Annotated in this window: 14 protein-coding genes and 1 tRNA gene; 3 read left to right on the top strand and 12 right to left on the bottom strand. The window is 66.1% G+C overall.

All coding sequences use genetic code 11. From position 1 onward, the window contains the following. Window positions 1–17: 17 nt before the first annotated feature. The 8 genes from K9L28_09010 to hrcA all read right to left on the bottom strand — a co-directional run bounded on the left by K9L28_09010 (window position 18) and on the right by hrcA (window position 9,338). On the bottom strand, window positions 18–1,589 hold the full coding sequence (locus K9L28_09010; protein MCF7936468.1) for an Hsp70 family protein: 1,572 nt from the start codon (window positions 1,587–1,589) through the stop codon (window positions 18–20). Continuing rightward, complete coding sequence (gene mtaB / locus K9L28_09015; GenBank protein MCF7936469.1) at window positions 1,564–2,913, bottom strand: tRNA (N(6)-L-threonylcarbamoyladenosine(37)-C(2))-methylthiotransferase MtaB; 1,350 nt, start codon at window positions 2,911–2,913, stop codon at window positions 1,564–1,566. Before mtaB ends, K9L28_09010 begins: the two co-directional genes overlap by 26 nt. Then, a complete protein-coding gene (locus K9L28_09020) occupies window positions 2,903–3,637 on the bottom strand; it encodes a 16S rRNA (uracil(1498)-N(3))-methyltransferase (GenBank protein ID MCF7936470.1) in 735 nt (244 codons plus the stop codon). The genes mtaB and K9L28_09020 overlap by 11 nt, the downstream gene beginning before the upstream one ends. Beyond that, the gene (gene prmA, locus K9L28_09025) at window positions 3,612–4,487 is read right to left on the bottom strand and encodes a 50S ribosomal protein L11 methyltransferase (GenBank protein ID MCF7936471.1); all 876 of its coding nucleotides are present in this window, start codon (window positions 4,485–4,487) and stop codon (window positions 3,612–3,614) included. Before prmA ends, K9L28_09020 begins: the two co-directional genes overlap by 26 nt. A 109-nt stretch (window positions 4,488–4,596) precedes the next feature. Next, entirely contained in the window at window positions 4,597–5,757 is a 1,161-nt protein-coding gene (gene dnaJ, locus K9L28_09030; GenBank protein ID MCF7936472.1) for a molecular chaperone DnaJ, read from the bottom strand. Window positions 5,758–5,769: 12 nt separating this feature from the next. After that, on the bottom strand, window positions 5,770–7,611 hold the full coding sequence (gene dnaK / locus K9L28_09035; GenBank protein MCF7936473.1) for a molecular chaperone DnaK: 1,842 nt from the start codon (window positions 7,609–7,611) through the stop codon (window positions 5,770–5,772). A gap of 52 nt (window positions 7,612–7,663) precedes the next feature. Further along, window positions 7,664–8,305, bottom strand: a complete 642-nt coding sequence (locus K9L28_09040) for a nucleotide exchange factor GrpE (protein ID MCF7936474.1) — start codon at window positions 8,303–8,305, stop codon at window positions 7,664–7,666. Further along, window positions 8,298–9,338 (bottom strand): heat-inducible transcriptional repressor HrcA, encoded by a 1,041-nt coding sequence (gene hrcA, locus K9L28_09045; protein ID MCF7936475.1) that lies wholly within the window; start codon window positions 9,336–9,338, stop codon window positions 8,298–8,300. Before hrcA ends, K9L28_09040 begins: the two co-directional genes overlap by 8 nt. Window positions 9,339–9,528: 190 nt before the next feature. Here hrcA and K9L28_09050 point away from each other — a divergent pair, with 190 nt between their 5' ends. Both K9L28_09050 and K9L28_09055 read left to right on the top strand, forming a co-directional pair. Continuing rightward, window positions 9,529–10,173 (top strand): histidine phosphatase family protein, encoded by a 645-nt coding sequence (locus K9L28_09050; GenBank protein ID MCF7936476.1) that lies wholly within the window; start codon window positions 9,529–9,531, stop codon window positions 10,171–10,173. A gap of 96 nt (window positions 10,174–10,269) precedes the next feature. Then, a complete protein-coding gene (locus K9L28_09055; GenBank protein ID MCF7936477.1) occupies window positions 10,270–10,836 on the top strand; it encodes a hypothetical protein in 567 nt (188 codons plus the stop codon). 96 nt (window positions 10,837–10,932) lie between these two features. On the opposite strand, the gene rlmN is transcribed toward K9L28_09055, so the two are convergent. The 4 genes from rlmN to K9L28_09075 form a co-directional block, all read right to left on the bottom strand. Next, window positions 10,933–11,964, bottom strand: coding sequence for a 23S rRNA (adenine(2503)-C(2))-methyltransferase RlmN (gene rlmN / locus K9L28_09060; protein MCF7936478.1), 1,032 nt, complete (start codon window positions 11,962–11,964; stop codon window positions 10,933–10,935). A 45-nt stretch (window positions 11,965–12,009) separates the two neighbouring features. Continuing rightward, on the bottom strand, window positions 12,010–12,423 hold the full coding sequence (locus K9L28_09065) for a translation initiation factor (GenBank protein MCF7936479.1): 414 nt from the start codon (window positions 12,421–12,423) through the stop codon (window positions 12,010–12,012). A gap of 391 nt (window positions 12,424–12,814) precedes the next feature. Further along, window positions 12,815–12,889, bottom strand: a tRNA-Ala gene (locus K9L28_09070). A 96-nt stretch (window positions 12,890–12,985) separates the two neighbouring features. After that, window positions 12,986–14,362, bottom strand: coding sequence for a sodium:alanine symporter family protein (locus K9L28_09075; protein MCF7936480.1), 1,377 nt, complete (start codon window positions 14,360–14,362; stop codon window positions 12,986–12,988). A 409-nt stretch (window positions 14,363–14,771) separates the two neighbouring features. On the opposite strand from K9L28_09075, the gene K9L28_09080 reads away from it, so the two are divergent. Further along, window positions 14,772–15,081, top strand: a 310-nt coding sequence (locus K9L28_09080) for an S-layer homology domain-containing protein (GenBank protein MCF7936481.1), incomplete at its 3' end; no start/stop codon positions are given.

Consider the following 15,081-nt stretch of genomic DNA (forward strand, 5'->3'; position numbering starts at 1 on the left):
TAGCTGGCTCTCGAGATTCATCGTCGCACCGCACCTTCAAGACGTTCCGTCATCTCCCCGAGGAGACGCAGGGCCTCCGGCCGTTTCCGCCAGTCGGCCTGGGCCAGCTGGTAGAGCCCGAAGAGCTCGTCGAGCATCTGCTGCTGCCCTTCGCCCATCCAGGGGGAGATCCGGGCCAGACGCATCTTGATCTCCTCGATCTGCTGTCTGGCGTCCTCTTCCTCATCGACACCGGGCAGATCCAGCACCTGATGCACCAGGGTGTTCTCCGCCACCAGCGCCTCGACGGTCAGCACGCCGCCGGAATCGACGGAGAAGCGGACGTCCACCTCGTCGACGGAGCCGGGCTCGAACCGGACCGCGCCGATCCTGGTCCGTTTCCACTGCTCCACCGACGCGCCCTGGACCACCGGCACCGTCACGACCCCCCGGCCGGAGGGACGGAAGGACCGCACCGACGAGGCGGGAAGGGGGGTCCCCTTCTCCAGAAGGGTCGCCACCGTGCCGTCCACCGTCTCGATCCCCAGGTCCCGGGCCAGGACGTCGAGCAGCACGTGGCGGCCCGCGTCGCCGGCGATGAGCGCCGCGCCGGTCACCACCGCCTCATCGGGGCAGAACCCGGCGTGCTCCGGGGGGGCCACCTCGGCCTCAAGCATCCTGCGGAGCAGCGGCAGTCTGCTGCTTCCGCCCACAAGGATCAGCCGATCCGGACGGTAGCGGCGCCAGAACCGCCCGGCGAGACGGACAATCCGGCGCACCGGTTCGGCCACCCGTTCCTCCATCTCCCGTCGGGTCACCTCGAGAGCTTCGGCGGGCTCCACCCCGGCGAGCAATCCCCTGGGAGGATACCAGGTCACCGACCCGCTCTCGGTCAGCGCCCGCTTCAGGCGTTCCGCCTCGGCCAGCAGCGTCATCCTGCGGGCCCCTTCTTCGGACAGCTCTTCGTCGCCGAGCCGCAGAGCCAGCCACCGGGCGATCAGCAGGTCCAGATCGTTGCCGCCGATATTGCTGTAGCCCTGGGTCTCCACCACCTGCCAGACATTGTCCTCCTGTTCCACCACACTGACGTCCAGGGTGCCGGCACCGAAATCGAGGATGAGAAAGCGGCCCTCCTGCCCCACGGCGATGGCCGCCGCCGTAGGCTCGTTGACGATCCGCACCGTGTCGAAGCCGCTCCGCCTGGCGGCCCGCACCATGGCCGCCCGCTCGGGAAAGCTGAAATGCGCCGGGACGGTGAGCACGCAGGAGGAGACAAAGCTCTGCAACTCGGCTTCCATATCCTCCCGCAGCAACTCAAGCAGAGGAACCAGCAGCTCCTCCGGGCGGTAGTGCTCGCCCTCGATCTCCACCGTCCAGTCCTTGCCCAGGTGGCGCTTCACGTCCCGCCAGGAACGCCCCGAATCGGGCGACACCTTGCGGCAGGCCTCCTCGCCGGCAAGCCATCCCTCCTGTTCGGAGTAGGCCACATAGGAAGGAGTCTGGAGGCTCCCCCAGCGGTTGCGGAGGATCCTCGGCCTCCCATCCTCTCCGAGTACGGCAATCTGCGCATAGCCCGTCCCCAGATCAACGGCCACCCTGGGACATGCCACGGCACCCATCTCCTTTCGCGCCCACCAGCCCGCCCCCGTGGGGGGCGGGGACAACCTGGACGTCCACCACCTCGCCGGGACTCCGGGAACCGGGAAACGTCACGTCCACATACTGAGGCGCCAGACCCCGGGCGTACCCATCGGCGCATCGCTCTACCAGCACCGGCAGGACCATTCCGTCCAGCCGCTCCAGGCAGGCCTGCAGCAGCAGCTGTCCAGACCGCCTGGCCCGGGCGCACCGCTCCCTGATCACCGGACCGGACACCCTCTCCCCGAAGGCCGCCGCCGCTGTGCCCCCGCGGGGCGAAAAGGGAAAGACATGCACCCGCCCCACGCCGAGCGTCGCCAGCAGCCGGAGGCTTCTTCGGAAAGCCTCCTCGTCCTCGCCGGGGAAGCCCACCAGCAGATCGGTGCTGATGTGGACATCATCGCCCAGCAGACGCCGCACCCTTCCTACGGTCCCCGCCACCTGCGAAGCGCTGTACCCCCGCCGCATCCGCTCCAGCACCCTGTCGTCCCCGCTCTGGAGGGGGATATGCATATGATGGCAGAAGGAAGGCACATCGCCAAGTCTCCCGAGCAACGCTTCATCCAGGGCGAAGGGCTCAATGGAGCCGAATCGGATGCGCCGGATCCCACGTACCGCGGCGATCCGCTCCACCAGATCGGCGAGACCGGGTTTCCGCGACCACTCTCGCCCGTAGATCCCCAGATGCACCCCGGTGAGAACCACCTCGACGCATCCGGCCGCGGCGAGGTGCCGCACCTCGTGGAGGACATCCTCCGGCGGACGGCTGGTGGGGCAACCGCGGACGGAGGGGACGATACAGTAGGAACAGAAGTGGTCACAGCCCTCCTGGACCTTCACGAAGGCCCGGGTGTGCAGATGGGGACGGGTAAGGGAAAGGGGGTCCCAGGGGGCCTCGGGCCACAGAGAACGGCGGACGACACGGAACCCCCGGTCACCCCGCCGCGCCCGGGCGAGCAGCTCCGGAATCCGGTGCTTCTCCCTGGTGCCCACAAGCAGATCCACACCCAGGGAACGGGCGTGGTCGGCCTCGATCCGCTGGGCATAGCAGCCGGCAAGCACCACGATGGCCTCTGGATTCTCGCGGCGGATGCGGCGGACATACCGGCGGCTCTTCCGGTCCGCCTCGGCGGTCACCGTACAGGAGAGCACTACCGCGGCATCGCAGTCTTTCTCATCGACCAGCACGGCGCCGGCCCGGAGCAGGGCGTCGGCGACGGCCTCGGCGTCGTAGAGATTGGTGCGGCAGCCCAGCGTCCGGATCGCAAAGCGCAGACCGGTGCAGTCAGGAAGCACAGCTCTCCGCCTCCCGCTGCAGGAGCAGATAGCTGCAGGCCGCCACCGCCGCGGTCTCCGCCTTGAGGATGGTGGAGCCCAGGGAGACGGAACGGAAGCCCAGATTCCGGAGATGGGCCTTCTCCCGGTCGGAGAAATCCCCCTCCGGACCGATGGCCACCGTGGCGGCTTCGCGGGGAGCGAAAGCCCCCAGGGGCCTGGCGTGGCCGTCGATGATGGCGGCCAGCGGCAGACCGGCGATATCGCCCTCGTCCAGGGCCGTCAGCGGCTTCGGCGGCTCCAGCGACGGCGGTTCGGGCAGGGCGCACTGCTTGGAAGACTCGGCGATCAGCCGCTCCCAGCGTTCCATCTTTTTCGCCAGCCGCCCCGCTTCCAGGCGCACCACCGACCGGTCGCAGGAAAGGGGGAGGATGCGCCGCACCCCCAGCTGTGTCGCCTGCCGCAGCATCTGCTCGAAGGGGGCCGTCTTGACCAGCGCCGCCAGCAGATACACCGACAGCGCCGCGCCCTCCACGGGGTCACGCCTCAGCTCCCGGGCGTACCACCCGTCGGCGCGGTGTTCGAGACGCAGCGTCAGCAGCCGGCCGGGCAGCAGCCCCTCCACGGCATCACCGTCGCCGCAGCGCCGGACGTCGATGAGATGGTGCAGCGCGGCGGGGTCGGGCTTCCAGAGCCCTTCGGGCGTCCTCCGGCTGGTCTCAAGACGCAGGCGTGGCCGAGACACCCCACCACTCCTCCTTCGACCGCTCCGCCCGCGGCTCCATGCCCGCGTCGGCGAGGACCTTGAGGAAGTCGTCACGCTCCTTCAGGAGGACCCCCGAACAGATCATCACGCCGTGACCGGCAAGGATGGCGGGGGCCTTCGGGGCCAGCCTCCGGAGGGGTTCGACGATGATGTTGGCGATCAGCAGGTCCACAGGGCCGGTCACATCGTCCAGAAGATCCCCCTGCTCGGTGGAGACCGCGGCTTCGGTGAGGCCGTTGAGCTCCCGGTTCCGGACCGTCTCCTCCAGCGCGGCCGGGTCGATATCCCGGGCCGTCACCTGGCGCGCTCCCAGCAGGCTGGCGGCGATGGCGAGGATCCCCGAACCGCATCCCACATCCAGCACCTGCCGGTCTGTGCAGGCCTTCTGCTCTGCCTCCAGAAGCTCCAGGGCGATCTGGGTGCTGGCGTGCTGTCCCGTCCCGAAGGCGTTCCCCGGATTGATCCGGATGGGGATCTGCCCCGCATGGAAGCCCTCGTCGTGCCAGGGCGGTACGATCACCAGCTGCTTGCCCACCTGGAGGGGAGGGAAGGAGTCCTTCCACGCCGTGTGCCACTGCCGGTTTTCCACCTTGCCCATATCGACGATCTTCACGCGGGGCCACTCCTCCATGGCCCGGGAGACCTGCTGCATCCAGTGTCCCAGCTCATGGGAGCTCCGGAAATAGGCCCGGAGCCGGCTGTTGGTGATCCCCTCCAGATGCTCGCCGCCGATACTGCCGGAAAGCTCCACGATGGAGCTCAGAACCTCGGCATCCTGTGCCCCACCTTCGATTGTGATATACCACCAGTAGCTTTCCCGAACAGTCATGGCCGTACCCCCCGCATGAATATGAGCGGGGGGAGGCTGCAGCCTCCCCCGCGGATCCCGGCTTCATTATAGTCCAACCGCACCGCTCGGGCAATGGGCCCGGGACGCTCTACCCGCCGGGGGAGAAGAATCCCTTCAGCTTGTGCAGCAGACCGCCCTCGTTGATCTCCACATCCATCTCCTGCGCCAGCGCTTCGAGCAGCGCCCGCTGCCGCTCCGTCGGGGCCTCGGGAACCTTGACCTCCAGATGGGCCACCATATCGCCCTGACCGCGCCCGCGGAGACGGGGCATGCCCTTGTCCCTGATCCGGAAGGTCCGGCCGGGCTGGCTCCCCGAGGGGACCTCCAGCGTCGCCGTCCCCTCCAGCGTGGGCACCTCCACGGTGCACCCAAGCGCCGCCTGGGGGAAGGCCACCTCCACCTTCGTGTGGAGCACGTCGCCGTCGCGGACAAAACGCTCGTGTTCGGCCACATTGATCACCAGATAGAGATCCCCCGGCGGGCCGCCGTTGCGGCCCTCTTCGCCTTCGCCGGAGATCCGGAGCCGGGTGCCGGTGTCCGCCCCGGGGGGCACCCGGACCTCCAGGGTCCGGCGTCTCCGCACGGTGCCCGTCCCGTTGCACTCCCTGCAGGGGTTGGGGTTGATCGTGCCCGTTCCGCCGCAGTGGGCGCAGGGGGCCACCGAGGCGAACTGCCCGAAGGGGGTCCGCTGGACATGCTCCACCTGCCCCGTGCCGCCGCATTTGTCGCAGGTCTTCGGCGTGGTTCCCGGTTCGGCGCCGTTGCCGCCGCAGCGTTCGCACCGCTCCCGTCGGGGGACCTGGACCTCCTTGTTCACACCCTGATAGACATCCTCCAGGGTCACCTGCAGCTCCATCTCCAGGTCGCGGCCGCGCCGGGGGGCGTTGCCCCCCCGGCTCCTTCTGCCGCCGCCGCCACCGAAGAAGTTGTCGAAGATATCGCCGAAGATGTCCCCGAAGGGATCACCGCCGCCGAAGGGCCCGCCGCCTTCGAAGGGCCCGCCTCCCGGAGGACCCTCGCCGACGTAGCCGAACTGGTCGTACTGGGCCCGCTTCTGGGGATCCGAGAGGACCTCGTAGGCCTCCTTGATATCCCTGAAGCGTGCTTCGGCGTTCTTGTCTCCGGGATTCGCGTCGGGATGATACGTCTGTACCAGCTTCCTGTACGCACGCTTGATATCAGCGGCTCCCGCGTCCCGGGACACCCCTAGCACATCATAGTAGTCCTTCTGTTGTCCCGGCCCCGGCATGAGCTGTCACTCCTATGCACTGTCTTCTTTTTTGTCGTGGAATTCCGCGTCTACGGTCTCCTCGTCGCTGGCGCCTGCCGCCTGCTCTTCGCCGGCTTCCCCCTGAGCGCCCTCGGCGCCCTGGCCCTGCTGCTGGTAGAGCTGCTGGGAAAGCTCGTGGACACTCTTGGTGAGCTTCTCCGAGGCGGCCTTGATGGCGTCCACATCGTCCTTCTGGGTCACCTCGCGGACCTCCTTGATCTCGTTCTCCACCCGGGACTTCAGCTCGGCGTCCACCTTGTCGCCCAGATCGCCAAGGGTCTTCTCGGCGTTGTAGGCCAGACTGTCGGCCTCGTTGCGGGCCTCGGCGAGCTCCTTCTTCTTCTTGTCTTCCTCCTCGTAGGCCTCGGCGTCCTGCTTCATCCGCTCGATGTCGTCCTCTTCGAGGTTCTTGGACTCGATGGTGATGTGCTGGGACTTGCCGGTGCCCTTGTCCTGGGCGGAGACATTGAGGATCCCGTTGGCGTCGATCTCGAAGGTCACCTCGATCTGGGGCACCCCCCGCGGTGCGGGCGGGATCCCGTCCAGGTAGAAGCGGCCCAGCGAGACATTGTCGCCGGCCATGGCGCGCTCGCCCTGGAGCACGTGCACCTCCACCTGGGTCTGGTTGTCCGCCGCCGTGGAGAAGGTCTGGGTCTTCTTGGTCGGTATCGCCGTGTTCCGCTCGATGACCTTGGTGAAGACCCCGCCCAGGGTCTCGATACCCAGGGAGAGCGGCGTGACGTCCACGAGGACCACGTCCTTGTGCTCGCCGGCCAGGATGGCGCCCTGGATGGCGGCACCGATGGCCACGCACTCGTCGGGGTTGATCCCCTTGGTGGGCTCCTTGTCGAGGAGCTGCTTGATCTTCTTCTGCACCATGGGCATCCTGGTGGAACCGCCCACAAGCAGGATCTTGTCGATATCCGAAGCGGAGAGCCCCGCGTCGGACAGCGCCTGCTTGGTGGGCTGCACCACCCGTTCCAGCAGGTCCGAGGTGAGCTCGTCGAACTTGGAGCGGGAGAGCGTCAGCTCCAGGTGCTTCGGTCCGTTCTGGTCGGCGGTGATGAAGGGCAGCGAGATGCTGGTCTCGGACATGGAGGAGAGCTCCACCTTGGCCTTCTCCGCCGCCTCGCGGAGACGCTGGGTGGCCATCTTGTCCTTGCCGAGATCGATACCCTCCTGCTTCTGGAACTCCTTCACCATCCACTTGACGATGCGCTCGTCCCAGTCGTCGCCGCCCAGATGGTTGTCGCCGGAGGTGGCGAGCACCTCGAAGACCCCTTCGCCCACGTCGAGGACGGAGACGTCAAAGGTGCCGCCGCCGAGGTCGAAGACGAGGATCTTGTGCTCGCCCTCCTTGTCCACGCCGTAGGCCAGCGATGCCGAGGTGGGCTCGTTGATGATCCGCAGTACCTCCAGCCCGGCGATGGTCCCGGCGTCCTTCGTGGCCTGGCGCTGGGCGTCCTGGAAGTAGGCCGGGACGGTGATCACCGCCTGCGTCACCGGCTCGCCCAGGTACTCCTCGGCGTCACGCTTCATCTTCTGGAGGAGCATGGCGGAGATCTCCTGGGGCGTGTACTCCTTGCCCTCCAGGTTCACCTTGTCGTTGCTGCCCATCTTCCGTTTGATGGACATCACCGTCTTGTCGGGGTTGACGATGGCCTGCCGCTTGGCAAGCTGCCCCACCAGACGCTCCTTCTCCTTCGAAAAGGCCACCACCGAAGGGGTTGTCCGGCTCCCCTCGGCGTTGGGTATCACCGTTACGGCATCGCCCTCCTTCACGGCGATGCAGCTGTTGGTCGTTCCAAGATCAATGCCGACTACCTTACCCATATTCTGTCACCTCATTCTTCAAAAAGTTCATGACTGCTGTATGTGCTTTCCGCTACTCGCACTCACCTTCGGCCGTTTCCGTGTCGCCTTCGTAGGTGCCGACGACAACCTTGGCGGCCCTGATCACCCGATCTCCAAGCCTGTACCCAGGCTGGACAACCTCCAGGACGGCATGATCCCGCTCCGGATCGTCCACGGCCACGCTGGACACCGCTTCGTGCACCCCGGGATCGAACTTCCCCTCGCCGGAGATCTGCGTCGCGCCCAGTTCGGCCAGAACCTGCCGGAACTGCTGCCGGACCATGGAGACGCCCTTGAGCAACGACTCGCCCTCCTGTGCCGCGGCGATGGCCCGGTCGAGATTGTCCATCACGGGCAGCAGCTTGCGCACCGCCTGCTCGCCGGCCAGCTCTTTCTGGCGTGCCGATTCGCGTTCCACCCGTTTCCGGTAGTTGTAGAGATCCGCCTTGTGGCGGGCGGCCACGTTCTTGAGCTGGTCCCGCTCCTTCTCCAGCCGTTCCACATCCTGCCGCATCGATTCCAGATCGGCCTGCATCGCGGCCATGAGGGATTCCTCGTCGCTGACCGCCCCCTCGTTCCGGGGCGCTGCCTCGTCGCCGTTTTGCTGCTCCGGCGACTCCCGGCCTTCCTCCGTACCGGCAGGGGGGGTGTGAGCATCGTTTCTGTCAACCATTATTCTCCCCTCCTTCCTTCTGTTCTTCCAGTGTCTCCAACCCGCCGATGATCGATTCCAGGACGGCGATGGATCCTTCGTAGTCCATGCGCACCGGCCCGATCAGCCCCATCACAGCCCGCTGCCCCCCCGCACTGGTCGTGGCGAGGAGGACGGAACAGTCCTGGAGACGATCGACAGGGTTTTCTTCGCCGATGGTCACCGAGAGCCCGCCATCGACGGTGCAGCTCTCCACCAGCTCCGCCAGCGCCTCCTCTTCCTCGAGAATGGAGAGGATGGTCTGGAGCTTCTCCACATCCCGGAATCCCGGGATCTGGAGGAGATTGCCGGCGCCGCTGGTAAAGAAGCGATAGCTCTGCTGTTTCAATATGGTATCCAGCTCATCGATGGCCGACCGGCAGTTGTGCTCGTGTTCCTGCAGCTCCGTGACCACATAGTGCATCAGGTCCTGCTTGACCGCCTGCCAGGGTCTGCCCACGGCGACGGCATTGATCCGCCGCCCCAGCTCGTCGAGCTCCTCCTGGCTCATCCGGCAGGAGAGCCGGATCATCTTGTGGTGCACCAGCCCGCCTTCGAGAACAAGGACGGCCAGCACCCTGTCGCCGCCCATGGCCACCAGATCCACCCGCATCAGCGAGACCTGCTCCAGCGGCGCAAGGGCCACCACGCCGCAGGAATGGGTGAGCCGGGTGATGAGATTGGAGATATAGCCCAGCACGCCCTCCACGTCGCTCCGCTCTCTGCGGATCTCCTGCAGCCACTGTTTCGCCTGCGGAGGCGGTTCGCGGTGGCGCTGGAGGATCGTGTCCACGTAGATCCGAAAGGCCTGGGCCGTGGGCAGACGACCGGCCGAGGTGTGCGGCTGGGCGAGGAAGTCCATCTCCTCCAGATCGGCCATCTCGTTCCGGATGGTCGCCGGGCTCCGGCCGCGGAGATACTGTTTGGAAAGCTTCCGGGAGCTCACCGGCTTCCCCGTCTGGATATATTCGTAGACCACCGCCAGAATCACCTCAAGAAGCCGTTCGGTAAGCACGAAACCCCCTCATTTCCTCTATTAGCACTCTCTGCTCATGAGTGCCAACAAGTGCTCAGTTCGTTTCGTAGCCTACCAGGGCCTCGGCAGATTGTCAATACAGGTCAAACTTTTTCCGCCTCTCTGCGGTTCATGCTACAATACGATTCCGAAAGAGCAGGGAACGCACACACTCAACGGAGGCTGTCGCATGGAACAACAACAGACAACCACCTTCCTGGTGGTCCGCCACGGTGAATGCAAAGGGAACAGAGAAGGGCTCTTCCGGGGCAGATGCGATTTCCCGTTGAACAGCGCCGGCCTCAGGCAGGCCCGGGCCCTCGCCGCGGCGGTGCAGCACCTGCCGATCACCCGCTGCTACACCAGTCCGCTCAGCCGTTCCGTCACCACGGCGGAACACATCGCGGAGCGTGCGGGCTGCGGCTGGGAACCCCACGAGGGGTTCAACAACATCGCCCTCGGTCCCTGGGAGGGACGCTCCAAGGATCACATCGCCGCCACCTACCCCGACGAGTGGCGCCTGTGGCGCACCAGCCCCGAGGCACTGGCCCTCCCGGACGCCGAGAGGCTGGACAGCGTCAGAGAGCGCTCCTTCCAGGCTCTGGAGCGGCTGGCGGCGGAACACGCCGGCGAGCACGTGGCGGTGGTCTCCCACCGGGCGGTGATCAAACCGCTCCTGGCCGCCTGTCTCGGCATCGCCTCTCCCTACTTCTGGCGCCTCCATGTGGACACCGCTTCCTACAGCATCGTCACCCACTCCCCGACAGCAGGGTACTGCCTCATACTGCTCAACGAAACGGGGCACCTGGAGAGCTTTGTGCGGGAGCTGGTGTAGGCCCTTCCGGAGATCCACCGAAAGGGAAGGCCCCGCCGGTACGCAGACGGAGATCGTTCCCGAATCACAGAGAAAGGAAAGAACGTCCATGCACCTATGTCCGAAGGGAACCGCCGAATCCACCATGCCCTGCATGGAGGGGCTTCCGCTCCCGCCGGGCGGCGCGGTGCACCCTCTCCGCCGAGAACGGAGCGGGCGATGATCCGCGCGGCCGTTCATCTCAAAACCCTCCGGGGGGAGCGCCTCACCACCCTGCGGCGGGCCTGCGAACAGCTGCGGGCACGCGGTATCCGGATCAGCGACGCCAGCGCCGTCTACGAAGACGCCGCTGCCGACAGTGGGCCGCCGCGGATGCTGGGCGTCTGTATCGTGGTGGAATACGAGGGGACCCCGTCGGGGCTGGCGGGGACCACCAGGGAAGCCCTCTCCGAACTGGGAACCGTCTGGGAACAGGGGATTCCCGTGGTGGAGGAGCGCTTCCTCAGCTGGGAGCAGGCCCCGAACAGCGACCTGCCCGAAGAGAGCCGCAGCAATCCCTTCTACACCCTCCCCCTGCGGGAGGTGAACCCGCCGTGGCTGCAGAGGCCACAGGGGGACCACCCCGACACCGAAGAGAACGCCGCCGGGCCGCTCATCCCGATCCGCATCGCCGAACTGCTCTAACGAGGGACGGCGCCAGTGGGGCCGCCCGGGACCGCCTCCCTCCGCCGGCAGCCCGCTCCACCGAACCGAAAGGGCGGGACGTCCCGTATCCGACGTCTAGCCCTTTCTGCTTCCCCGCTTCGTCTTCCCGCTGCTCCTGCGCTCCCGGAGCTGGCCGCAGGCACCGTCCACATCCCCGCCCCGCTCGGTGCGGACAAAGACCTCGAACCCCCTGGTCTGCAGCACATTCCGAAAGATATCCTGCGCCTTCTTCGTGGGAGGCTGGAACCCCTCCACTCCGGTGTTGCAGGGGATCAGGTTGACGAACACCTTGAGCTTCGACAGCAGTCCGGCGAGCCGTCTGGCGTCGTCGGGACGGTCGTTGACGCCGCCCAGCAGCAGGTATTCCACGGTCACCCTGTTTCCGGTCTGCTCCTGGTAGGTATAGAGCGTACCCATCAGCTCCTGCAGCGGATAGGTGTTGTTGATCGGCATCAGCTGGGAACGGAGTCTGCCGTCGGCGGCGTGGAGCGACACAGCCAGACGGACGTCGAGACCGCTGGCGGCGAGCTGCCGGATCCCCGGCAGGATCCCCGCGGTGGAGATCGTGACATGGCGGATCCCCAGGCCGCGCATCCTGGGATGCTGCAGCTGCCGGATCGACTGCAGCACATGGCTGGTGTTCAGGAAGGGCTCGCCCATCCCCATGAACACCAGGTTGTTGACCGGTTCCCCCAGCACACGCTCCATGGCCAGGAACTGCCCCACCATCTCGTGGACGGCCAGGTTCCGACGGAATCCCCCCTGTCCGGTGACACAGAAGGCGCATCCCAGCGAACAGCCCACCTGGGAGGAGAGACAGGCCGTCATCCGATTGTGATGTTTCATCAGCACCGACTCCACCGTCTCTCCGTCTTCCAGCCGCCAGAGGAACTTCCGCGTCCCGTCCCGGGAGACCACATCCTCCTCCAGCGCCGGCAGGTGGAAGGCCACACGCTCTTCCAGCCGCGCCCGCAGTCCCTTGGAGAGGTTGGTCATCTCCTCGAAGGAGACGGCATGCTTCGTGTAGAGCCATTCGCAAACCTGCTGCGACCGGTACTGCGGCTCCCCCTGCTCTGCAAAGAAGTTCTGCCATGCGGCGAACTCCATACCCAGTGCTTCCTTCACGTCGTGTTCCTCCTTCATCCTGTGAGGCTATCCTCTGCTGACGGCATGGACGCCTTCCGCCTCAAGCCACGCGGCCGCCCTCTCGGTGAGATCGCCCTGCAGCACAATATACCCCTCTTCCACCCAGGAACCGCAGCCCAGGCCCTTACGCATCCGCCTGGCCAGAGGCTCGAGTTTTGAAGCGGCGATCCCGTCCAGCCGGACCAGCGTCACCGTCTTGCCCCGGCGGCCCTTCTTTTCCTTGCGCACCACGGCCTTGCCGACAGCGGTGAGATCCGTCGGTCCGGCACCGCCTCCGGCCGCGCCGGCATCCCCTTCGTCCTCCTGTTCGCCCGTGGTCGGTGCGTCCCCCACGTCGAACCCCTCTTCCGCAAAGAGCCGACGGAAGGCGTGGTTCTCCGGCTCCTCGTTGGCAAAACGCTCCCGCTTCTTCGCCGCCATCTGCGGCTCCCTCCTTTCCGTCTGCAACGGCACAGATCCAGGCCATTGTATCCCACCTCCCAGGGACACGGAAACCGCCGTCCGCCTTTCGGATCGAAAGGAAGGCATCCGTAGCCGCGCGGGCAGCCTGTCTGCCGGAAACCGGGGTTTGGCAGGAGATCAGCGCGGCCCCGGTCACCACACTCGGCAGCTGGGCAGGGTCCCTCGGGAGGTGATGAAGGTGTTCTGACGGTGGCAACACAAGGTTGCCCCTACGCCCGAAAGAAGAGGAAAAATCAGTTTTCAGACAACAGGAAAAACGGGATAGGAAGCGGACGCGGATTTCGAGGGGTATTTTCGCTGGGCAGATAAAAATCCCCTCTGCCTTGCGACAGAGGGGATTACATTCAACTGGTGGAGCTGGGGGGAATTGAACCCCCGACCTCTTCCATGCCAAGGAAGCGCGCTCCCGCTGCGCCACAGCCCCGATCCGATTCAACGAGCGTCATTATAGGGGGCCGGCAGGCGGCTGTCAAGCATGAGTTCGCCGGGAACGCACGGAGAGCGCGGTGTCGCCGCCGGGTTACTTCAGCTCGCCGCTTTTCAGCTTGCTGTCGAAATCCCTGCGGAGCTCCAGCAGCTTCTTGGACATCCAGAGCAGCGCCACCAGGTTGGGGGCCGCCATGAGGCCGTTCATGGTGTCCGAGAGGTTCCAGATGTTGCCCAGGAATTCCCCTCCGCCGCCGGCGGCGCCCACGAAGATCACGATGATCCAGAGCGCCCGGTAGACATGCTTCACCTTCGGGCCGAAGATGTACCGGGCGCTGGTGTCGCCGTACCAGTACCAGCCGAGGATCGTGGAGAAGGCGAACATGGCCAGACCGATGGAGAGGATCATGATCCCCGTCTGGCCCATCACCGTTTCGAAGGCCGACAGCGTCAGCTGGGCCCCCGTCAGGTCGGGCTGGGAGGTCAGCACGCCGGTCACCATGATGGCGGTGATGGTCATGGTGCAGACCACGATGGTGTCCAGGAAGACCTCGAAGAGGCCGTAGGTGGCCTGCCGGCAGGGGTGGTCGGTGACCGCCGAGGAGTGGACCATCGGCGCCGAGCCCAGGCCGGCTTCGTTGGAGAAGATACCCCGGGCCACGCCCTTGGTGAGGGCCATCTTGATGGACCAGCCGGCCACGGCCCCGGGAACGGCCCGCGGGTCGTGGAAGGCGTACTTCACGGCCATCCCCCAGGCGTCGCCGATCATGTCGGCGTTCAGCACCAGGATGACCCCGGCGCCGATGAAGTAGAAGACCGCCATGAAGGGCACCAGATAGGTGGTCACCTCGGCGATGCGGGTGATGCCGCCGACGATGACAAGAGCGATCAGGACGGCGATGATGATCCCCGTCACGTAGTGGGGAATACCGAAGGCCAGGTTGGTCGCCTCGGCCACGGAGTTGGCCTGGATGGCGTTGCCGATCCCGAAGGCCGCGAACATGGCGAAGAAGGCGAAGAGCCAGGCCAGCCACTTCTGCCCCGTGCCGCGTTCCAGCACGTACATGGTGCCGCCGCGCCAGTTGCCCTCTTCGTCCCTGCCGCGGTAGTGGACCGCCAGGGTGACCTCGGCGAACTTCGTGGTCATGCCGAAGACCGCCGTCACCAGCATCCAGAAGAGCGCGCCTGGCCCCCCGAGGTGGACCGCCGTGGCCGCGCCGGCGATGTTGCCCGACCCAAGTGTGGAGGCCAGCGCCGTGGCCAGGGCCCCGAAGGAGGTGATCGAGCCCTCACCTTCCGCCTTCTTGCCCAGCTTGCCGAAGACCTCCTTGAACATAAACACGAAATACCGGATCTGCGGGAACCCGAGAACGAAGGTCAGGTAGACACCCGTCCCGAGCAGCAGCGTGATCATCCACGGTCCCCAGACGATGGAGTTCACAAAACCATTGATCTGCATGATCGTTTCCATAGGCACTGTTCTCCTTTCGCGTCACACACGCCAAGCCACAGGTCACATGCCGGACAGATCAGACACCTTGCCTCCACTTCCGCCTGATGACCACCCCCTGTTCCCACCGCGCCGCTCCATCCGGAGCGGGCCGGGCGCTTCGTCGCACGCCAGACATCGGAAATCGGGCGCCACATGTGTCGCCATTCACAACGAGATGAGGTTATCACAATATTTTGATCAATACAAGTTTTTGCTTGGCAGCTTCGGGTGGACAGGCGCGGGGAGAGTTGGTACAAAGACAGAGGTACAGGGAGCGGGGCAACCGGAGCATGCCATTCCGGAGGCCCGCAGGGCGTTGCGGGGCGCGGGCACAGACCGTGTCGCCGCGGGGGCCGCTGTACAAGGGCCCGGAAAAGGAGGTTCGACATTGAAGACACGCGGGAAAGCACTAACAGGGGCGCTCTGCGCTCTTCTTCTTCTCGTTTCGGCTACCGCTGCGACCGCCGTCTCCCGGGGGGAGGTGGTCCAGGAGGTGGTGACCGCCCTGGGGCTCCCCGAATGGGGCGGCGCCCGGCAGTACGAGGACGTGCCTCCCGGTCACCCCCAGGAGGAGGCCATCGAGACGGCCGCGGCGCTGGGCATCCTCCTGCCGGGGGACCACTTCCACCCCGACATCGAGGCGACGCGGGCCGAGGCCCTGGGGCTGGCCTTCCTCGGCATGGGCTGGCGCAAGGAAG

It is taken from the genome of Synergistales bacterium, assembly GCA_021736445.1.
Lineage (GTDB): Bacteria > Synergistota > Synergistia > Synergistales > Aminiphilaceae > JAIPGA01.